The sequence below is a fragment of the Streptomyces platensis genome (genome assembly GCF_008704855.1).
Classification (GTDB): Bacteria; Actinomycetota; Actinomycetes; order Streptomycetales; family Streptomycetaceae; genus Streptomyces; species Streptomyces platensis.
The window spans coordinates 6,324,275-6,344,167 of sequence record NZ_CP023691.1; the positions used below are offsets into that span (position 1 = coordinate 6,324,275).

The 19,893-nt window shown below is 71.7% G+C and carries 16 protein-coding genes; 13 read left to right on the forward strand and 3 right to left on the reverse strand.

Annotated features, from left to right (window positions below; all coding sequences use genetic code 11):
* The first annotated feature begins 264 nt into the window (after nucleotides 1-264).
* The 8 genes from CP981_RS28135 to CP981_RS28170 all read left to right on the forward strand — a co-directional run bounded on the left by CP981_RS28135 (nucleotide 265) and on the right by CP981_RS28170 (nucleotide 11,837).
* On the forward strand, nucleotides 265-1,725 hold the full coding sequence (locus CP981_RS28135) for an aldehyde dehydrogenase family protein (protein WP_085927561.1): 1,461 nt from the start codon (nucleotides 265-267) through the stop codon (nucleotides 1,723-1,725).
* 498 nt (nucleotides 1,726-2,223) lie between these two features.
* On the forward strand, nucleotides 2,224-4,143 hold the full coding sequence (locus tag CP981_RS28140; RefSeq protein ID WP_085927562.1) for an acyl-CoA dehydrogenase family protein: 1,920 nt from the start codon (nucleotides 2,224-2,226) through the stop codon (nucleotides 4,141-4,143).
* A 149-nt stretch (nucleotides 4,144-4,292) separates the two neighbouring features.
* Nucleotides 4,293-5,558: a 1-deoxy-D-xylulose-5-phosphate reductoisomerase gene (gene dxr, locus CP981_RS28145; RefSeq protein ID WP_085927563.1), complete on the forward strand. Its 1,266-nt coding sequence runs from the start codon at nucleotides 4,293-4,295 to the stop codon at nucleotides 5,556-5,558.
* Nucleotides 5,555-6,856: a M50 family metallopeptidase gene (locus CP981_RS28150; protein ID WP_085927564.1), complete on the forward strand. Its 1,302-nt coding sequence runs from the start codon at nucleotides 5,555-5,557 to the stop codon at nucleotides 6,854-6,856. The genes dxr and CP981_RS28150 overlap by 4 nt, the downstream gene beginning before the upstream one ends.
* Before the next feature lie 194 nt (nucleotides 6,857-7,050).
* A complete protein-coding gene (gene ispG / locus CP981_RS28155; protein ID WP_085927565.1) occupies nucleotides 7,051-8,208 on the forward strand; it encodes a flavodoxin-dependent (E)-4-hydroxy-3-methylbut-2-enyl-diphosphate synthase in 1,158 nt (385 codons plus the stop codon).
* Nucleotides 8,209-8,395: 187 nt separating this feature from the next.
* Entirely contained in the window at nucleotides 8,396-9,241 is an 846-nt protein-coding gene (locus tag CP981_RS28160; protein WP_085927566.1) for a GNAT family N-acetyltransferase, read from the forward strand.
* A gap of 24 nt (nucleotides 9,242-9,265) precedes the next feature.
* Nucleotides 9,266-9,802, forward strand: a complete 537-nt coding sequence (locus CP981_RS28165; protein WP_085927568.1) for a GNAT family N-acetyltransferase — start codon at nucleotides 9,266-9,268, stop codon at nucleotides 9,800-9,802.
* A 325-nt stretch (nucleotides 9,803-10,127) separates the two neighbouring features.
* Complete coding sequence (locus CP981_RS28170; RefSeq protein WP_085927358.1) at nucleotides 10,128-11,837, forward strand: proline--tRNA ligase; 1,710 nt, start codon at nucleotides 10,128-10,130, stop codon at nucleotides 11,835-11,837.
* A gap of 104 nt (nucleotides 11,838-11,941) precedes the next feature.
* Here CP981_RS28170 and CP981_RS28175 read toward each other — a convergent pair whose 3' ends face one another.
* From CP981_RS28175 to CP981_RS28185, 3 genes are read right to left on the reverse strand one after another with little or no spacing between them, the layout of a single operon-like run.
* Nucleotides 11,942-12,853, reverse strand: a complete 912-nt coding sequence (locus tag CP981_RS28175; protein WP_085927359.1) for an aminoglycoside phosphotransferase family protein — start codon at nucleotides 12,851-12,853, stop codon at nucleotides 11,942-11,944.
* A gap of 50 nt (nucleotides 12,854-12,903) precedes the next feature.
* Nucleotides 12,904-13,419 carry a ferritin-like domain-containing protein gene (locus CP981_RS28180; RefSeq protein ID WP_085927360.1) on the reverse strand — a complete coding sequence of 172 codons (516 nt, stop codon included), beginning with the start codon at nucleotides 13,417-13,419 and terminating at the stop codon, nucleotides 12,904-12,906.
* Between the two features lie 46 nt (nucleotides 13,420-13,465).
* Nucleotides 13,466-14,053 carry a hypothetical protein gene (locus tag CP981_RS28185; protein WP_244329812.1) on the reverse strand — a complete coding sequence of 196 codons (588 nt, stop codon included), beginning with the start codon at nucleotides 14,051-14,053 and terminating at the stop codon, nucleotides 13,466-13,468.
* Between the two features lie 118 nt (nucleotides 14,054-14,171).
* On the opposite strand from CP981_RS28185, the gene rimP reads away from it, so the two are divergent.
* From rimP to CP981_RS28210, 5 genes are all read left to right on the forward strand, one after another.
* Complete coding sequence (gene rimP, locus CP981_RS28190; protein WP_085927362.1) at nucleotides 14,172-14,705, forward strand: ribosome maturation factor RimP; 534 nt, start codon at nucleotides 14,172-14,174, stop codon at nucleotides 14,703-14,705.
* A 2-nt stretch (nucleotides 14,706-14,707) separates the two neighbouring features.
* The gene (nusA, locus tag CP981_RS28195; RefSeq protein WP_085927363.1) at nucleotides 14,708-15,697 is read left to right on the forward strand and encodes a transcription termination factor NusA; all 990 of its coding nucleotides are present in this window, start codon (nucleotides 14,708-14,710) and stop codon (nucleotides 15,695-15,697) included.
* A 136-nt stretch (nucleotides 15,698-15,833) separates the two neighbouring features.
* On the forward strand, nucleotides 15,834-16,121 hold the full coding sequence (locus tag CP981_RS28200; protein ID WP_042149520.1) for a YlxR family protein: 288 nt from the start codon (nucleotides 15,834-15,836) through the stop codon (nucleotides 16,119-16,121).
* A gap of 161 nt (nucleotides 16,122-16,282) precedes the next feature.
* Nucleotides 16,283-19,444 (forward strand): translation initiation factor IF-2, encoded by a 3,162-nt coding sequence (infB, locus tag CP981_RS28205; RefSeq protein WP_085927364.1) that lies wholly within the window; start codon nucleotides 16,283-16,285, stop codon nucleotides 19,442-19,444.
* A gap of 124 nt (nucleotides 19,445-19,568) precedes the next feature.
* Nucleotides 19,569-19,862, forward strand: a complete 294-nt coding sequence (locus tag CP981_RS28210; protein ID WP_085927365.1) for a DUF503 domain-containing protein — start codon at nucleotides 19,569-19,571, stop codon at nucleotides 19,860-19,862.
* Nucleotides 19,863-19,893 lie beyond the last annotated feature (31 nt).

A 19,893-nucleotide genomic window follows, 5' to 3' on the forward strand; every position in this document is an offset into this window, starting at 1 on the left:
CGGGCCGGTGACGAGCGCGTCGGAGGCGCCTAGAAGCTCCCCCTGAGGACCGGCCGCGGGAGCTCCGGGAGGCCGCGCCGCCACGCGCCCCGGATCGGCCCCGTACGCCCCCTCCACCGCGGAGAGACGGGCGCTGTGATTACGCCGCTTCGGACAAACGCCACAACGGCGCCGCACCCCTACCGTGGGTCCAGAGTCAAAACCGCAGAGACGCTCCCTGAGCCATGCGCACCACCCACCACTTCTGAAGGGCCGGGTTCCACTGTGCCGATCCCCACTGATGCAGCCCCCACCGCCTTTTGGCTCGCCGGCCGCGAGGCCACCGGCGAGGCCACCTTCGATGTCACCTCCCCCTGGGACGGACGTCTCGTCGGCACGGTGAGCGTCCCCACCGAGGCCCAGGTCGAGGAGGCCGTCGCGGCCTCCGTCGCCGTCCAGGAGGAGCTCGCCGCGACCCCCGCGCATGTGCGGGCCGCCGCGCTGGACCATGTGCACCGCCGGCTGGTGGAGCGTACGGAGGAGATCGCCCGGCTGATCTCCGCGGAGAACGGCAAGCCCATGAAGTGGGCGCGTGGCGAGGTCGGCCGCGCCGTCTCCGTGTTCCGTTTCGCCGCCGAGGAGGCCCGCCGCTTCAACGGTGGCGAGGCGCAGCGGCTGGACACCGACGCCGGTGGCGCCGGCCGGCTGGCGCTGACCCGGCGCTTCCCGCGTGGCACGGTCCTGGGCATCGCCCCGTTCAACTTCCCGCTGAACCTCTGCGCCCACAAGATCGCCCCGGCTATCGCGGCCGGCGCGCCGATCATCCTCAAGCCGGCGCCGGCCACCCCGCTCTCCGGCCTGATCCTCGGCGAGCTGCTGGCCGAGACCGACCTGCCGGCCGGTTCCTGGTCGATCCTCCCGGTGCCCAACGACCGGATGCCGGCGCTGGTCCAGGACGAGCGGCTGCCGGTGGTCTCCTTCACCGGTTCCGAGAAGGTCGGCTACGCGATCCTCGACTCGGTGCCGCGCAAGCACTGCACCCTGGAGCTCGGCGGCAACGGCGCGGCCGTCGTCCTGCCGGACTTCTCCTCCGAGGCGGACCTGGACTGGGCGGCGCAGCGCATCGCCACCTTCTCCAACTACCAGGGCGGACAGTCCTGCATCTCGGTACAGCGGGTCATCGCGGACGCCTCCGTGTACGACCGGCTGGTGCCGAAGATCGTGGCGGCCGTCGAGGCGCAGGTCACCGGCGATCCGTCGGACGACGCGACCGAGGTCGGCCCGCTGGTCAACGAGGACGCCGCCCAGCGCGTCGAGAGCTGGGTCGACGAGGCCGTGGAGCGCGGGGCGAAGCTGCTCGCGGGCGGCAAGCGCGACGGCGCCTCCTACGCGCCGACCGTCCTGGAGGACGTGCCCGCCGACGCCACCCTCGCCTGCGAGGAGGTCTTCGGCCCGGTCCTCACGCTCAAGAAGGTGGACGGGGAGGCCGCGGCCTTCGCGGCCGTCAACGACTCCAAGTTCGGCCTTCAGGCGGGTGTGTTCACCCATGACGTGCAGACCGCCTTCCGCGCCCACCGCGCGCTGGAGGTCGGCGGCGTGATCATCGGCGATGTGCCGTCCTACCGCGCCGACCAGATGCCGTACGGCGGCGTCAAGCAGTCCGGTGTGGGCCGCGAGGGCGTGCGCTTCGCGATGGACGACTACACCTACGAGCGGGTGCTGGTCCTGACCGGACTCGCCCTGTAACACCCGGCCCGGCCCGGACCGGTGGACAGCGACGGCCCTCCCTGGGGCCGTATCGCCGTCCGGGCCCAGGCCGGCGCGCCCCCCGGCGCCGGCCTCTCGACGCGGCGCGCTCCGGCACCCTGTTTCCGGAGCGCGCCGCGTCCCCCGTTTCCGGCATCGTCTCCCGCCATGCCGGATCTTGACCGTACGGGACGCGCCCCCGCCGCTTCCTCCTGTCCGAGGGGGAGCCGCGCCGGTGCCCCAGGGGGGAGACCGCGCCGCGCGTACCACCTTCGCGGTATGCCGCACCCCCCGAAGGGCGGAGGGCGGCCGGCCGGCCCGGTCCGGGGCCGGGGCACAGGTCCCGCTTGGCGTGCGGTGGCCCGAACACCCACCCGCGCCCGGTAGCTCCAGTGGTGCAACCCGTGCGGATCGGGTAACTCTCACAAGTAGCGCTGTCCAGCGGCCGACCGGCCCGCCGGCGCAGAACTCCCGATCCCGCGGCGAGGTGAGCTCCTGATGACCGCTCCATCCATCCGCAACGTTTCCGAGCGCGAAGCACGCCAGGTCGCCGAGGCGGCCCGCGAGCAGGACTGGCGCAAGCCCAGCTTCGCCAAGGAACTGTTCCTGGGGCGCTTCCGGCTCGACCTCATCCATCCGCACCCCACCCCCGCGGTCGACGACGTACGCCGCGGCGAGAAGTTCCTGGCCACGCTGCGCGAATTCTGCGAGACGGAGGTCGACGGGGCGCGGATCGAGCGCGAGGGGCAGATTCCGGACGAGACCGTGGACGGCCTGAAGGCGCTCGGCGCGTTCGGGATGAAGATCGACCCCAAGTACGGCGGCCTCGGCCTCACCCAGGTCTACTACAACCGCGCGCTGTCCCTGGTCGGCACCGCCAGCCCCGCCATCGGCGCGCTGCTGTCGGCCCACCAGTCGATCGGCGTCCCCCAGCCGCTGAAGCTGTTCGGCACCAAGGAGCAGAAGGAGACCTTCCTGCCCCGCTGCGCCCGTACGGACATCTCGGCCTTCCTGCTGACCGAGCCCGATGTCGGCTCGGACCCGGCCCGGCTGGCGACCATGGCCGTCCCGGACGGCACGGACTATGTGCTCGACGGTGTGAAGCTGTGGACCACCAACGGCGTGGTCGCCGATCTGCTGGTGGTGATGGCGCGGGTGCCCGCGTCCGAGGGCCACAAGGGCGGCATCACGGCCTTCGTCGTCGAGGCGGACTCACCCGGCATCACCGTCGAGAACCGCAACGCGTTCATGGGCCTGCGCGGCCTGGAGAACGGCGTCACCCGCTTCCACCAGGTGCGGGTCCCGGCCGCGAACCGCATCGGCCCCGAGGGCGCCGGTCTGAAGATCGCCCTGACCACGCTCAACACCGGCCGGCTGTCGCTGCCCGCGATGTGCGTCGGCTCCGGCAAGTGGTGCCTGAAGATCGCCCGCGAGTGGTCCGGGGCCCGCGAGCAGTGGGGCCGGCCGGTCGCCAAGCATGAGGCCGTCGGCGCCAAGATCTCCTTCATCGCCGCCACCACCTTCGCCCTCGAAGCGGTCGTCGACCTGTCCTCCCAGATGGCCGACGAGAACCGCAACGACATCCGTATCGAGGCCGCCCTCGCCAAGCTCTACGGCTCCGAGATGGGCTGGCTGATGGCCGACGAACTCGTCCAGATCCGCGGCGGCCGCGGCTTCGAGACCGCCGACTCGCTCGCCGCCCGCGGCGAACGCGGGGTCCCCGCCGAGCAGATGCTGCGCGATATGCGCATCAACCGGATCTTCGAGGGTTCCACGGAGATCATGCATCTGCTGATCGCCCGCGAGGCGGTGGACGCCCATCTGTCGGTCGCCGGTGACCTCATCGACCCGGACAAGACCCTCGCCGACAAGGGCCGGGCGGCGGCCAAGGCCGGCGGGTTCTACGCCCGCTGGCTGCCCAAGCTCGTCGCCGGACCGGGCCAACTCCCGCGTACGTACCAGGAGTTCGGCAAGCTCTCGGGTCATCTGCGGTATGTCGAGCGGACCTCCCGCAAGCTTGCCCGCTCCACCTTCTACGCGATGTCCCGCTGGCAGGGCCGGATGGAGACCAAGCAGGGCTTCCTCGGCCGGATCGTCGACATCGGCGCCGAACTCTTCGCGATGAGCGCCGCCTGCGTACGTGCCGAGTACCTCCGGGAGACCGGGGACCACGGCCGGGAGGCACAGCAGCTGGCCGATGTGTTCTGCCGGCAGGCGCGGATCCGCGTCGAGGAGCTGTTCGGCCGGCTGTGGACCAACACCGACGAACTCGACCGCAAGGTCGTCTCCGGAGTCCTCGACGGCAGCTACGCCTGGCTGGAGGAGGGCATCATCGACCCCAGCAGCGACGGCCCCTGGATCGCCGACGCCACTCCGGGACCGAGCATGACCGACAACGTCCGGCGGCCCATCCGCTGAACGTCCCTCGGCCGCACGCCCGGGGCCGGTCCGGCAGCGATCCACCGGACCGGCCCCGGGGCATGTCCCGCGGCGCGGGCGAGCCACATGATCCATCCGACCGGGCCTGGGTGTCCGGGCCCCCTCGGCGACCGGCCACAATGGACCACATGACGGACTCCCTCGCCCACCCGCATCTGCGTTTCGAGCCGGCCGCCCCGCACCCCGGCGGCCCGCGCGACATCGTGATCCTCGGCTCGACCGGGTCGATCGGCACCCAGGCGATCGACATCGTGCTGCGTAACCCCGACCGCTTCCGGGTGACCGCGCTCTCCGCGGCCGGCGGCCGGGTCGAGCTGCTCGCCGATCAGGCGCACCAGCTGCGGGTGACCGCCGTCGCCGTGGCGCGCGAGGACGCGGTGCCCGCGCTGCGTACGGCGCTGGCGGACCGCTACGGCGCGGGCGAGCCGCTGCCCGAGATCCTGGCCGGCCCCGACGCGGCCACCGACCTGGCCGCCTCCCCCTGCCACACCGTCCTCAACGGCATCACCGGCTCCATCGGGCTCGCGCCCACGCTGGCCGCCCTCAAGGCGGGCCGGGTGCTCGCGCTGGCCAACAAGGAGTCGCTGATCGTCGGCGGCCCCCTGGTCAAGGCGCTCGCCGCGCCCGGCCAGATCATCCCCGTCGACTCCGAGCACTCCGCGCTCTTCCAGGCGCTCGCCGGCGGTGACCGGGCCGAGGTCCGCAAGCTGGTCGTCACCGCCTCCGGCGGCCCGTTCCGCGGCCGCACCAAGCGCGAGCTGGCCGGGGTCACACCCGAGCAGGCGCTGGCCCACCCCACCTGGGCGATGGGTCCGGTCGTCACCATCAACTCCGCGACCCTCGTCAACAAGGGTCTGGAGGTCATCGAGGCGCATCTGCTGTTCGACGTCCCCTTCGACCGCATCGAGGTCGTCGTCCATCCGCAGTCCTACATCCACTCGATGGTGGAGTTCACCGACGGCTCCACGCTCGCCCAGGCCAGCCCGCCCGACATGCGGATGCCGATCGCGCTGGGCATCGGCTGGCCCGAGCGGGTCCCGGACGCGGCCCCGGGCGTGGACTGGACGAAGGCGCAGACCTGGGAGTTCTTCCCGCTGGACGAGGAGGCCTTCCCCGCCGTATCGCTGGCCTGCCGGGTCGGTGATCTGGGCGGCACCGCCCCCGCCGTCTTCAACGCGGCGAACGAGGAATGTGTGGCTGCCTTCCTCCAGGGCGGGCTGCCATTCACAGGGATTGTGGATACGGTCGCCGCAGTGGTCGCCGAGCACGGCACGCCCGCACGGGGAACCTCCCTGACGGTCGCGGACGTCCTGGAGGCGGAAACCTGGGCGCGCGCCCGCGCCCGCGAACTGGCCGCCCGTGCGGCACGGACACCTTCGGAGGCTCGCGCATGACGACCTGGATGACCATCCTCGGCATAGTCGTCTTCGTCGTCGGCCTGCTGTTCTCCATTGCCTGGCACGAGCTCGGCCACCTCTCCACGGCCAAGATGTTCGGTATCCGCGTGCCGCAGTACATGGTGGGCTTCGGGCCGACGCTCTTCTCCCGTAAGAAGGGCGATACCGAGTACGGCATCAAGGCCGTCCCGCTCGGCGGCTACATCCGCATGATCGGGATGTTCCCGCCCGGCGACGACGGAAAGCTCCAGGCCCGCTCCACCTCGCCGTTCCGCGGCATGATCGAGGATGCCCGCTCGGCGGCCTTCGAGGAGCTCCAGCCCGGCGACGAGAAGCGGCTCTTCTACACCCGTAAGCCCTGGAAGCGCGTCATCGTGATGTTCGCCGGGCCGTTCATGAATCTGATCCTGGCGGTCGTGATCTTCATGAGCGTCCTGATGGGCTTCGGAATCAACACCCAGACCACCCAGGTCGGCTCGGTCTCGGAGTGCGTCATCTCGGCCGCGGCCAAGACGGACAAGTGCCCGGCCGGCGCGAAGGACTCCCCGGCCAAGGCCGCGGGCCTGCGGGCCGGCGACAAGATCGTCTCGTTCAACGGCCACCCCGTGCCGGACTGGGGCGCCCTCCAGCAGCAGATCCGCGACACCACCGGGCCCGCGACCCTCGTCGTCGAACGGCACGGTGCGCGCAAGACCCTGCACGCCGACCTGATCGAGAACAAGGTCGCCAAGACCGACGGCCGCGGCGGCTATGTCCCCGGCGAATTCGTCACCGCCGGATTCCTCGGCTTCACCCCGGCCAGCGGCGTCGTCCAGCAGTCCTTCGGCCAGTCCGTCGACCGCATGGGCAACATGGTCGAGCAGGGCGTCTCCTCGCTGATAAACCTGCCCGCCAAGGTGCCGGACCTGTGGGACGCGGCCTTCAACGGCGGCGAGCGCAAGCAGGACTCCCCGATGGGCGTGGTCGGTGCGGCCCGGGTCGGCGGCGAGGTCTTCTCCCTGGACATTCCGCCGGAGCAGCGGGTGGCGACCATGCTGTTCCTGGTCGCGGGCTTCAACCTCTCGCTGTTCCTGTTCAACATGCTGCCGCTGCTGCCCCTGGACGGCGGGCACATCGCCGGTGCCGTGTGGGAGTCGATCCGGCGGGCCTTCGCCAAGATCGTCCGGCGTCCCGACCCCGGCCCCTTCGACGTCGCCAAGCTGATGCCGGTCGCCTACGTCGTCGCCGGGATCTTCATCTGCTTCACGCTGCTGGTCCTGGTCGCCGACGTGGTGAATCCGGTGAAGCTGACCTGAAAACGGGTTTGGCGGCGGCCGGACACCTCCCTGGCGTTTGCCGGGCGCCTCTGTGGCGTTTGGAGGTGTCCGGCCGTCTCCATTCGTGGCGCGACACGGGCGCGATGTGCTTGCCGCGACTCCCGTGCCGTAATCTCGAAGACCGGAGCCCGCCGCTGCGGGGCCTTGATCCACACCTTGGGGTTGCTCGCCAGATGACTGCCATTTCACTGGGAATGCCGGACGTACCGACGAAACTTGCCGACCGACGGGTCAGCCGCAAGATCCAGGTCGGTCCGGTCGCCGTGGGCGGAGACGCACCGGTCTCGGTGCAGTCGATGACGACCACGCGCACGTCCGACATCGGCGCGACATTGCAGCAGATCGCCGAGCTGACGGCCTCCGGCTGCCAGATCGTCCGGGTCGCCTGCCCGACGCAGGACGACGCCGATGCGCTGCCCGTGATCGCCCGGAAGTCGCAGATTCCGGTCATCGCGGACATCCATTTCCAGCCGAAGTACGTCTTCGCCGCGATCGACGCCGGCTGTGCCGCGGTCCGGGTCAACCCCGGCAACATCAAGCAGTTCGACGACCAGGTCAAGGAGATCGCGAAGGCGGCCGGCGACGCCGGCACCCCGATCCGGATCGGCGTCAACGCCGGCTCCCTCGACCGCCGCCTGCTCCAGAAGTACGGCAAGGCCACCCCCGAGGCGCTCGTCGAGTCCGCGCTGTGGGAAGCCTCCCTCTTCGAGGAGCACGGCTTCCGCGACATCAAGATCTCGGTCAAGCACAACGACCCGGTCGTGATGGTCAACGCCTACCGGCAGCTCGCCGCCCAGTGCGACTACCCGCTCCACCTCGGCGTCACCGAGGCCGGCCCGGCCTTCCAGGGCACCATCAAGTCCGCCGTCGCCTTCGGGGCCCTGCTCAGCGAGGGCATCGGCGACACCATCCGCGTCTCCCTCTCGGCGCCGCCCGCCGAAGAGGTCAAGGTCGGCATCTCCATCCTGGAGTCGCTCAACCTCCGCCAGCGCCGGCTGGAGATCGTCTCCTGCCCGTCCTGCGGTCGCGCCCAGGTCGATGTCTACAAGCTCGCCGACGAGGTCACCGCGGGCCTGGACGGCATGGAGGTGCCGCTGCGCGTCGCCGTCATGGGCTGCGTCGTCAACGGCCCCGGCGAGGCCCGCGAGGCCGACCTCGGTGTCGCCTCCGGCAACGGCAAGGGCCAGATCTTCGTCAAGGGCGAGGTCATCAAGACCGTCCCCGAGTCGAAGATCGTCGAGACCCTCATCGAAGAGGCGATGAAGATCGCCGAGCAGATGGAGAAGGACGGCATCGCCTCCGGCGAGCCCACCGTCGCCGTCGCCGGCTGATCCACGGCCACCACGGCCCCGCGGCACCGCCGCCGAGCCCCGCGCCCGCCCCGGGCCGCGGGGCTCCGCGCTGCCCGGCGCAATCCGCCCCCGCAGCGGCCGGGTGCTCCCGCGCGGGGGGAGGTAAAGTGCCAAGACCTGCTCCCGCCTGGCCTCCCAGGCCCGTAACGGTGAGGCTTTCCGACACGTGCTGACGACCACTGCCATCAAGGTCCTCGAGCCCGGGGAGCTCGACGACGCCCTCGCGGTCCTCGACCGCGATCCGGTCGCCAATGCCTTCGTCGCCGCCCGCGTACAGATCGCCGGCCTCGACCCCTGGCGGCTGGGCGGCGAGATGTGGGGCTGGTACGTGGACGGCCGCCTGGAGTCGCTCTGCTACGCCGGCGCCAACCTCGTCCCGGTCTGCGCCACCTCCGAAGCCATCCGCGGCTTCGCCGAGCGCGCCCGCCGCCAGGGCCGCCGCTGCTCGTCCATCGTCGGCCCCGCGGAAGCCACCGCCGAACTGTGGTCGCTGCTGGAGCCCCACTGGGGGCCGGCCCGCGACATCCGGGCCCACCAGCCCCTGATGGTCACCACCGCACCGTCCGCCGAGATCGCCCCCGACCCGTACGTCCGGCGGATCCGCAAGAACGAGATGGACCTGATCATGCCCGCCTGCGTGGCCATGTTCACCGAAGAGGTCGGCATCTCCCCGATGGCCGGCGACGGCGGACTGCTCTACCAGGCCAGAGTCGCCGAACTCGTCGGCGCCGGCCGCTCCTTCGCCCGTACGGAGAACGGCAAGGTCATCTTCAAGGCCGAGATCGGCGCCGCCACCCAGCGGGCCTGCCAGATCCAGGGCGTCTGGGTCGACCCCGCCTACCGCGGCAAGGGCCTCTCCGAGACCGGCATGGCCGCCGTGCTGCGCTACGCCCTCAGCGACGTCGCCCCCGTCGTCAGCCTCTACGTCAACGACTTCAACACCGCGGCCCGCGCCTCCTATCGCCGGGTGGGCTTCGAGGAAGTCGGAGCGTTCATGAGCGTACTGTTCTGACCCACCGCCTTGTACGCTCCGGGCATGGATGACGTCGCGGTCGGCCCCCTTGATCTCGCTGCCCGCGTGGATGACGCGCTGGCCGTCCAGGCGCTCGCCTTCGGCCTGAGTGACGAGGAGATCGCCGTCCGCCGGCACATCGTGCTGCGCCACCTCGGCTGCCCCGGCGCCCGCGCGCTCGGCGCCACCACTCCCGAGGGCCGGCTGGTCGGCTTCGTCTACGGCATGCCCAACGACCGCGCCCACTGGTGGTCCACCGTCGTCGAGCCCTACCTCCGCAACGAGTGCCTCGACCACTGGCTCGACGACTCCTTCACCATCACCGAGCTGCACGTCCACCCCGGCTACCAGCACCGCGGCCTCGGCCGCGCACTGATCACCCGCATCACCGACGAGGCCGCCGAACCCCGCTCCATCCTCTCCGCCATCGACACCGAAAGCCCCGCCCGCCGCCTCTACCGCTCCCTCGGCTACCACGACCTCGCCCGCCGAGTCCTCTTCCCCAGCGCCCCCACCCCCTACGCGGTGATGGGCGCCCCCCTCCCCCTGAAGCGCCCCTGAACGAGCCATCAGGCCGCAGGCAAGAACAAGGGCCCACCCCCACCGGCCCCCACCCACCCCCAACGGGAGGGGACGGGCCGGAGGGGCAGGGGTGTGGGACGTAAAGCGAAGCAGTCCCACACCCCTGCCCCGGAGGCCCGTCACCGCACCCCGACAGCCCCGCGCAGCGGACCCGCCCGCCGCAGGCGCAACGGCGAACAACCACCACGGCGGGAAAGCCAAAATCGCGGGAGACAGGCAAAGCGCAGCGGATACGCATTTCCTAGCGCCACACCCCTACAGCTAACCTCCAGGGAGTCACCTTTCTTACGCAGGAGAATCTCCCATGGCCCACGCCGCACAGGTCCAGCGCATGTCCCGCTTGATGATCAAGACACTGCGCGACGACCCGGCCGACGCCGAGACCGCCAGCCACAAGCTGCTCGTCCGCGCCGGTTACGTCCGCCGCTCCTCCGCCGGCATCTGGACGTGGCTGCCGCTGGGCAAGAAGGTCCTGGAGAACGTCTCCCGCGTGGTGCGCGAGGAGATGGACGCCATCGGCGGCCAGGAGGTCCTGCTGCCGGCCCTGCTGCCCAAGGAGCCCTACGAGGCCAGCGGCCGCTGGGAGGAGTACGGCGACCTGCTCTTCCGCCTGAAGGACCGCAAGGGCGCGGACTACCTCCTCGGCCCCACCCACGAGGAGATCTTCACCCTCACGGTCAAGGACCAGTGCACGTCCTACAAGGACCTGCCGGTGATCCTCTACCAGATCCAGACCAAGTACCGCGACGAGGCCCGCCCCCGTTCCGGTGTGCTGCGCGGCCGCGAGTTCCAGATGAAGGACTCGTACAGCTTCGACACCACCGACGAGGGCCTGGAGCAGTCCTACGCCCTGCACCGCGAGGCCTACACCAAGATCTTCGAGCGGCTCGGCCTGGACTACCGCATCGTCTCCGCCGTCTCCGGCGCGATGGGCGGCTCCGCCTCCGAGGAGTTCCTGGCCCCCGCCGCGGCCGGTGAGGACACCTTCGTCGACTGCCCGGCCTGCGACTACGCCGCCAACACCGAGGCCGTCACGGTCAAGGTCGAGCCGGCCGACGGCTCCGCGCACGGCCCCGTCGAGGAGCTGGACACCCCCGACACCCCGACCATCGAGTCCCTCGCCGAGTACCTCGGTGTACCGGCCGCCGCGACCCTCAAGAACCTCTTGATCAAGGTCGACGGCGAGATCGTGGCGGTCGGCGTCCCCGGCAACCGCGAGGTCGACCTCGGCAAGCTCGGTGAGCACCTGGCACCGGCCACCGTCGAGCTGGTCACCGCCGAGGACTTCACCGACCGCCCGGACCTGGTCCGCGGCTACGTCGGCCCGCAGGGCCTGGCCGGCAAGGCGTTCCGCTACCTCGCCGACCCCCGCGTCGCCTCCGGTACCGCCTGGGTCACCGGCGCCAACAAGGAGGGCAAGCACGCCAGGAACGTCGTCGCCGGCCGGGACTTCGAGGTCGACGAGTACCTCGACATGGTCGTCGTCGAGCCCGGCGACCCCTGCCCGAAGTGCGGCACCGGCCTGAAGATCGACCGCGCCATCGAGATCGGCCACATCTTCCAGCTCGGCCGCAAGTACGCGGACGCCTTCGAGCTCGATGTGCTCGGCCAGAACGGCAAGCCCGCCCGGGTCACCATGGGCTCCTACGGCATCGGTGTCTCCCGTGCGGTGGCCGCCCTCGCCGAGCAGACCCACGACGAGAAGGGCCTGTGCTGGCCCCGCGAGATCGCCCCGGCCGATGTGCATGTCGTGGCGGCCGGCAAGGCCAAGCAGACCGAGCTCGCCCTGGAGGTCGGCGAGCAGCTCGGCGCCGCGGGCCTGCGGGTCCTCGTCGACGACCGGGCCGGTGTCTCGCCGGGTGTGAAGTTCACCGACGCCGAGCTGCTGGGTGTCCCGACCATCGTGGTCGCCGGCCGGCGCGCGGCTGAGGGCGTCGTCGAGGTCAAGGACCGCCGTACCGGCGAGCGCGAGGAGCTGACGGTCGAGGAGGCCGTCGCCCGCCTCAGCGCGTAACCGGCGTACGGCGAACGGGCCCGGCCAGGGGTGCGCCCCGGCCGGCCCGTTCGCCTGTGCACCAGGGCCTGTCCGGTGGGCGCGCGCCGACCACCGGTTGAGGCCTACAGCCAGGCCGCGAACTCCAGCAGCAGTTCCCCGCGCTGACGGTCACCCACGGCCACCTCCCGGACGCCGGTGTCCACCGCCCGGTACAGCGTCCAGTCGCGCAGCCGGTCCCGGTCCACTTCCAGGGAGTCGGCCAGTTTGGCCACCCGGCGGCGGGCCGCGGCGGCCGCGCCGGACCCGGCCAGCAGATCCTCGAACCGGTCCAGCACCAGCGCCGTCAGGTCATACGCCCGCTCGCCGACGACGGGCGACGGGCCGACCGCCAGCCAGGGCGCCCGCGCCCCGGCCAGCACCTTGCCCTGCCGGAACGCACCGTGCAGCAGAAACTCCTCGTCGGACCCGGCCGGCAGAGCGCGCCGCAGCTCCAGCGCCTGCTCCACCAGCGGCCCGGCGGCCCGGGTCAGCGCCCCGGCCGTGCGCAGCCCTTCCACGTCCTGCTCGGTCCGCCCGGCCAGCGTCTCGAACGGGTGCCCCGCGGGGGGCTCCACCCACAGCCGCCGTACCGTGCCGGCCGCCTCCAGCAGCGCCTTGGCCTCCGGCAGCGAACGCAGCGACACCCCGCCCTGGAGCCGCTCCAGCAGCAGCGCACCGCTCGTGTCGTCGGACCGCAGCAGCCGCACCGCGCCCCAGCCGTCCCATATCTCCAGCGCCGCGCCCTCGTGCGCCGACACCCGCCCCGGGACCGGGAACTTCAGCGCCGCCGGCGTCCCGTCCTGCTGCCGTACGAGCGCGAGCAGACTGCTGCGGCCACCGGGCGCCTGCACCCGCTCCAGCGTCAGCTCCCAGGCCGCCAGCTGCTGCTGAACCAGCGTCGGCAGCGCCGTGAGCCACTGCCGCACCGGACTTTCCGGATCGCCGCTCAGCGAACTCACCAACCGCTGCGGCGGTTCGATGGGTGCCGTTGCCATGCTTGAGCTGTCCCTTTCCCGGTGGCGGAGACCGCGGAGCGGCCGGTCGTTCAGAGCGCGCCCGCGGCGGCGCTCGCGGAGCCGGCCGGCGCGGCCTCCGCGGCCCGCTCCACGAGCCCAGGGAAGGCTACGCCGCCGCCGCGCCAGCGCACCGACCGCACCGCCGCCTCGCGCAGCGCGGCCGCCGCCTCCCGCCGCCGGACCGCGCCGCCGGCCCGTACGAGATCTGCGTACACGGCGGCCAGCCGGTCCTCCAGCTCCGCCGCCAGCCGGGCCGCGGCGGCCGCGTCCGGCACCGGGAAGGGCAGCTCGTAGGCGGCGGCCGCGGCCTGCGGGGTACCGCCCAGATCGCGCACCACGCGGCGCAGCGCGTCCCGGCGGGCACGGTGCCCGTCGTACGCCGCCTGGGCCTCGGTGCGCCGGTCACCGACGATCCGCCCGCCCACCACGCCGTAGCCGTACACCGCGGCATGCTCGGCGGCCAGCGCCGCCTGCACCGCCGTCAGCTCGTCATGTCCGCTGTCGTCGTTGTCGCGCCTGCTGCCGCGAGCCGTTCCGGCCGTCATCCGCACACCCCTTCGCTGGTTCCTGCCCGGTGCTCCGCCCGGCCCGTCATCCGGCCCGCTCCGCCAGCAGATACGCGTGCACCGCACCGGCCGCCGCGACCGAGGCCAGCAGCCGGGCCAGTTCCGGAGGCGCGGCGATCAGCGCCTTGGTACGGGTGTCGGCGAGCCGGCGCTCCGCGTCGGCGAGCGCCGAGCGGGCGGCCCGCTCGTCCTCGGGGACCGGGGGGCCGGACGGCCGGGCGCCGTGCGGCGAGGGTCCGGACGCGGGGGCTCCGGCGTCCTGTGCGGGGCCGTCGGAGGCGCCGCCCCCGGGCGAGGGCGCGGCCCGCTCGTCGCCGAACGCCTCGGCGTGCCGGGCGACTTCGGAGCGCAGCGGGCGCAGCCGCGACTCCAGCGCCGGGTGCGCGGCCAGCGTCGCGTCGTAGCGCGCCAGCAGGGTCGCGCTGTCGCGGGCCGAGCGCTTGCGCAGCCGTTCGGCGGCGGAGGAGTGCTCGGCCCGGTCGGGGCCGGAGTCCTCGGAGCAGCCCGTGAGCAGGGCCGCGCCCCCGAGGGCGGCGCCGGCCAGCAGGGTCCTTCTACGCGCGTACGCCGCATTCGGCACGTTGCACTTCCCGGGGTCTTCCGTAGTGATCACCGCAGGCGAGAGTATCCGTGACCACCCACCGAATCGTCAGTACCCCGCCGGAACCGATAGGCTTTGACCCGACACGCGACCTACCCACAACAGCACACGCGGCCGAGGAGTCACCCGGATGAGCACCACCCAGAGCGAGAGGCTGCGCGGACTGCTTGAACCGCTCATCGCCGCGCGGGACCTGGATCTGGAAGAGATCGAGGTGACACCGGCAGGCAAGCGGCGGGTGCTGAGGATCGTGGTCGATTCCGACGAGGGCGTCCAGCTGGACGAGTGTGCCGCGCTGAGCCGCGAGGCCTCCCAGATCCTGGACGACTCCGATGTGATGGGCGGCGCCCCCTACACCCTTGAGGTGACCTCACCCGGCGCCGACCGCCCGCTGACCGAGCTGCGGCACTACCGCCGCGCCGTCGGCCGCCTCATCAAGGCCCAACTCCACGAGGGCGGCGAGCTGGTGGCAAGGATCACCGCCGTCGACGACTCCGGACTGGACCTCGAGGTGCCGGGAGTCAAGGGCCGCAAGCCGACCGCCCGCCGGGTCTCCTTCGACGAGATCGCCAAGGCGCGCGTCGAGCTGGAATTCAACCGCAAGTCCGACAAGCGTGACGCGCAGCACGACGAGAAGATCGACGAGAACAAGGAGGAGGCGTAGCCGTGGATATCGACATGAGTGCCCTGCGGGGTCTGGTGCGGGAGAAGGAGATCTCGTTCGACCTGCTGGTCGAGGCGATCGAGTCGGCCCTCCTCATCGCCTACCACCGCACCGAAGGCAGCCGGCGGCGGGCGCGGGTGGAGCTGAACCGCAACACCGGTCATGTGACGGTGTGGGCGAAGGAGGATCCGGAGGACCTGGAGGAGGGCGCGGAGCCCCGCGACTTCGACGACACCCCCTCCGGCTTCGGAAGGATCGCGGCGACCACCGCCAAGCAGGTCATTCTCCAGCGGCTGCGGGACGCCGAGGAGGAGATCACCTTCGGCGAGTTCGCCGGGCGCGAGGGTGATGTCATCACCGGTGTCGTCCAGCAGGGCAAGGACCCCAAGAACGTGCTGGTGGACGTCGGCCCGATGGAGGCCATGCTGCCGGTGCAGGAGCAGGTCCCCGGTGAGGACTACGCGCACGGCACCCGGCTGCGCTCGTACGTCGTACGGGTGAGCAAGGGCGTCCGCGGCCCGTCGGTGACGCTGTCGCGCACCCACCCCAATCTGGTGAAGAAGCTCTTCGCCATGGAGGTCCCGGAGATCGCGGACGGCTCGGTGGAGATCTCCGCCATCGCCCGCGAGGCCGGCCACCGCACCAAGATCGCCGTACGGTCCACCCGCTCCGGCCTGAACGCCAAGGGCGCCTGCATCGGCCCCATGGGCGGCCGGGTGCGCGCCGTGATGGCCGAGCTGCACGGCGAGAAGATCGACATTGTGGACTGGTCGGACGACCCGGCCGAGCTGGTGGCGAACGCGCTGTCGCCGGCCCGGGTCAGCAAGGTCGAGGTCGTGGACCTGGCGGCGCGCTCCGCCCGGGTCACGGTGCCCGATTACCAGCTGTCACTGGCCATCGGTAAGGAAGGGCAGAATGCCCGGCTCGCCGCCCGTCTCACGGGCTGGCGGATCGACATCCGTCCGGACACCGAGCACGCGCCGCAGGACTGAGACCGTCCTAGGCGGCCGGTCGCGCCGCGGGCCCCGGAAAATCGGTGGTGCCGCGGCGCCCGTCCGGGAATTCTGAGTAGCCGTCCGGCCTTCACCCCATCGGGGCCGGAGCGGCGCGGGGAGGTAGACTTAAGCAGTGTCTGGCCGGACGCATGCCCGCGCATGCCCTGAGCGCACCTGTCTGGGATGCCGGGAGCGAGCGGCCAAGGGCGATTTGCTGCGCATCGTGGAGATCGAGGGTGAGTGCGTCCCCGATCCTCGCGGTACGCTGCCCGGCCGGGGTGCTTACGTGCACCCGACACTGGTCTGCCTCGACCTGGCGGTTCGCCGCCGGGCGTTCAACCGGGCCTACCGGGCCCGGGGACCGTTCGACACGACGGCCTTGCGGCGGTCCGTCGAGCGTGCCGAGCAGCCCCTGCAATAACGCACAGCACGAAATGCACAGCGCACGGAAAACCGTGCGGTCAGGTACCTCGCGAGTCGGAAGTAGGTCGAGATTGCGATGAGCACTCGATGAGTACGCGATGAGTACGCCCATGAAGTAGCGACGGTCCGGTGGACAAACCCGGACCTAGAAGGAGCGAAGTGGCTAAGGTCCGGGTATACGAACTCGCCAAGGAGTTCGGCGTTGAGAGCAAGGTCGTCATGGCCAAGCTCCAAGAACTTGGTGAATTCGTCCGTTCGGCGTCCTCGACGATCGAGGCGCCGGTTGTTCGCAAGTTGACCGACGCTTTCCAGGCAGGCAGCGGCAACGGCCGCGCCGCCGGTAAGCCCGCGGCGCCGCGCAAGTCGGCCCCCGCGAAGCCGTCCGCGCCGTCCCCGGCGCAGGCTGGGGGCACCTCCCCTGCCGCCAAGGCAGCGGGGGAACGTCCTGCTGCCCCGAAGCCGGGCGCCCCCAAGCCGGGCCCCGCGGCTCCGGCAGCCCCCGAGGCACCGAAGGTCCCCGAGGCGCCGAAGGCACCCGAGGCCCCGGTGGCTCCCAAGAGCACTCCCGCCGCCGGCCCCACCCCGGGTCCGCGCCCCACCCCGGCGCGCCCCGCGGCACCCAAGCCCGCTCCGGCCGCCCCCGCGCAGCCCGAGTTCCAGGCTCCGCCGGCCGCTCCGGCTGCTCCGGCGGCCAGCCAGTCGGCTCCCCGTCCCGGTGCCCCCGCCCCGCGTCCGGCCCGTCCGGCGTCCGGCCAGGGTGGTCAGGGCGGCCAGGGTGGCCAGGGCCGCGGTAACGCCCCGCGTCCCGGTGGCGAGCGTCCGGGCCCGCGTCCCGGCGGCCGTCCGTCCGGTCCGCGTCCGGGCAACAACCCCTTCACGTCCGGTGGCTCCACGGGCATGGCCCGCCCGCAGGCCCCCCGTCCCGGTGGCGCCCCGCGTCCCGGCGGCCAGGGTGGTCCCGGCGGTCCGCGCCCGCAGGGTGGCGGCCAGGGCGGTCCCCGTCCCCAGGGCGGTCAGGGCGGCGCGCGTCCCACCCCCGGTGGTATGCCCCGTCCGCAGGGTGCGGCCCCCGGTGGCGCCCCGCGTCCCGGTGGCGGCGGCGGTAACCGCCCGAACCCGGGCATGATGCCGCAGCGTCCCGCTGCCGGCCCGCGTCCGGGCCCCGGCGGTGGCGGCGGTCGCGGTCCCGGCGGTGCCGGTCGTCCCGGCGGCGGCGGTCGTCCCGGTGGCGGCGGCGGTTTCGCCGGTCGTCCCGGTGGTGGCGGCGGCGGTCGTCCGGGTGGCGGCGGCGGTTTCGCCGGTCGTCCCGGTGGCGGCGGTCCCGGTGGTGGCGGCGGCTTCGGCGGTCGTCCCGGCTTCGGTGGCCGTCCCGGCGGTCCCGGTGGCCGTGGTGGCACGCAGGGTGCGTTCGGCCGTCCCGGCGGTCCGGCGCGTCGTGGCCGCAAGTCGAAGCGGCAGAGGCGTCAGGAGTACGAGGCCATGCAGGCCCCGTCGGTGGGCGGCATCATGCTGCCCCGCGGCAACGGCGCGACGGTTCGCCTGTCGCGTGGTGCCTCGCTGACGGACTTCGCCGAGAAGATCAACGCCAACCCGGCGTCGCTGGTCCAGGTCATGCTGAACCTGGGCGAGATGGTCACCGCGACCCAGTCGGTCTCCGACGAGACCCTCCAGCTGCTCGCCGACGAGATGAACTACGTCGTCGAGATCGTCAGCCCGGAGGAGGAGGACCGCGAGCTGCTCGAGTCCTTCGACATCGACTTCGGTGAGAACGAGGGCGGCGAGGACATGCTCGTCGCGCGTCCGCCGGTGGTGACCGTCATGGGTCACGTCGACCACGGTAAGACGCGACTGCTGGACGCGATCCGCAAGACGAACGTCATCGCGGGCGAGGCCGGCGGCATCACCCAGCACATCGGTGCCTACCAGGTCGCGACCGAGGTCAACGACGAAGAGCGTCGCATCACCTTCATCGACACCCCGGGTCACGAGGCGTTCACCGCCATGCGTGCCCGTGGTGCCAAGTCGACCGACATCGCGATCCTCGTGGTGGCGGCCAACGACGGTGTCATGCCGCAGACGATCGAGGCCCTGAACCACGCCAAGGCGGCCGATGTGCCGATCGTGGTCGCGGTCAACAAGATCGACGTCGAGGGCGCCGACCCGACCAAGGTGCGCGGCCAGCTCACCGAGTTCGGTCTGGTGGCCGAGGAGTACGGCGGCGACACGATGTTCGTCGACATCTCCGCCCGTGAGGGTCTGAACATCGAGCAGCTGCTCGAGGCCGTGGTCCTGACCGCGGACGCCTCGCTCGACCTGCGCGCCAACGCGGAGCAGGACGCGCAGGGCATCGCGATCGAGGCCCACCTCGACCGTGGCCGCGGCGCCGTGGCGACCGTCCTGGTCCAGCGCGGCACGCTGCGCGTCGGCGAGACGATGGTCGTCGGCGACGCGTACGGCCGAGTCCGTGCGATGTTCGACGACAAGGGCAACAACGTCGAGGAAGCGGGTCCGTCGACCCCCGTCCTGGTCCTGGGTCTGACCAACGTCCCGGGCGCCGGCGACAACTTCCTGGTCGTCGACGAGGACCGTACGGCCCGTCAGATCGCCGAGAAGCGCGCGGCGCGCGAGCGCAACGCCGCCTTCGCCAAGCGCACCCGCCGGGTGTCCCTCGAGGACCTGGACAAGGTGCTCAAGGCCGGCGAGGTCCAGCAGCTCAACCTCATCATCAAGGGTGACGCTTCTGGTTCCGTCGAGGCCCTGGAGTCCTCGCTGCTCCAGCTCGACGTCGGCGAAGAGGTCGACATCCGGGTGCTGCACCGCGGCGTCGGTGCGGTCACGGAGACCGACATCAACCTGGCGTCCGGCTCCGACGCGATCGTCATCGGCTTCAACGTGCGCGCCGAAGGCCGTGCGACGCAGATGGCCGAGCGCGAGGGCGTCGACGTCCGGTACTACTCGGTCATCTACCAGGCGATCGAGGAGATCGAGGCGGCCCTCAAGGGCATGCTGAAGCCGGAGTACGAGGAGGTCGAGCTCGGTACCGCGGAGATCCGTGAGATCTTCCGCTCGTCCAAGCTCGGCAACATCGCGGGTGTGCTCATCCGCTCCGGCGAGGTCAAGCGCAACACCAAGGCGCGCCTCATCCGCGACGGCAAGGTGGTCGCGGAGGACCTCAACATCCAGGGTCTGCGCCGGTTCAAGGACGACGTCACCGAGATCCGCGAAGGCTTCGAGGGCGGTATCAACCTCGGAAACTTCAACGACATCAAGATCGACGACGTCATCGCGACGTACGAGATGCGCGAGAAGCCGCGCGGCTGACCGTGCAGGACCGGCCGGGGCCGGTCGGCGGAAGGTAATTCCGTCGATCGGCCCCGGCCGTTCCGTGTACGGTTCGAAAAGACACGGATTCCCAAGGCCCCACGGGTGGCTCGACCCGTCTTGCATGTACGTAGGGACACTGTCCTTCGACCTGCTTCTCGGCGACGTACGGTCGCTGAAGGAGAAGCGCTCCGTCGTCCGCCCGATCGTCGCCGAGCTGCACCGCAAATTCGCGGTGAGCGTCGCGGAGGTCGGGGACCAGGATCTGCACCGCAGGGCCACCATCGGCCTGGCGGTGGTCTCCGGGGACACGGGGCATCTCACCGAAGTCATGGACCGCTGCGAGCGCCTGGTCGCCGCACGGCCCGAAGTGGAGCTGCTGTCGGTACGCCGACGGCTGCACGGCGACGACGACTGACCTGATGACCAGGCGTCCCGTCGCCGGCGGA

What these genes read in the sequence shown, in the direction of transcription:
- CP981_RS28140 (WP_085927562.1), top strand. Translation starts at nt 2,224, where the DNA reads ATGACCGCTCCATCCATCCGCAACGTTTCCGAGCGCGAAGCACGCCAG.
- dxr (WP_085927563.1), top strand. Translation starts at nt 4,293, where the DNA reads ATGACGGACTCCCTCGCCCACCCGCATCTGCGTTTCGAGCCGGCCGCC.
- CP981_RS28150 (WP_085927564.1), top strand. Translation starts at nt 5,555, where the DNA reads ATGACGACCTGGATGACCATCCTCGGCATAGTCGTCTTCGTCGTCGGC.
- ispG (WP_085927565.1), top strand. Translation starts at nt 7,051, where the DNA reads ATGACTGCCATTTCACTGGGAATGCCGGACGTACCGACGAAACTTGCC.
- CP981_RS28165 (WP_085927568.1), top strand. Translation starts at nt 9,266, where the DNA reads ATGGATGACGTCGCGGTCGGCCCCCTTGATCTCGCTGCCCGCGTGGAT.
- CP981_RS28170 (WP_085927358.1), top strand. Translation starts at nt 10,128, where the DNA reads ATGGCCCACGCCGCACAGGTCCAGCGCATGTCCCGCTTGATGATCAAG.
- CP981_RS28175 (WP_085927359.1), bottom strand. Translation starts at nt 12,853, where the DNA reads ATGGCAACGGCACCCATCGAACCGCCGCAGCGGTTGGTGAGTTCGCTG.
- CP981_RS28180 (WP_085927360.1), bottom strand. Translation starts at nt 13,419, where the DNA reads ATGACGGCCGGAACGGCTCGCGGCAGCAGGCGCGACAACGACGACAGC.
- rimP (WP_085927362.1), top strand. Translation starts at nt 14,172, where the DNA reads ATGAGCACCACCCAGAGCGAGAGGCTGCGCGGACTGCTTGAACCGCTC.
- CP981_RS28210 (WP_085927365.1), top strand. Translation starts at nt 19,569, where the DNA reads ATGTACGTAGGGACACTGTCCTTCGACCTGCTTCTCGGCGACGTACGG.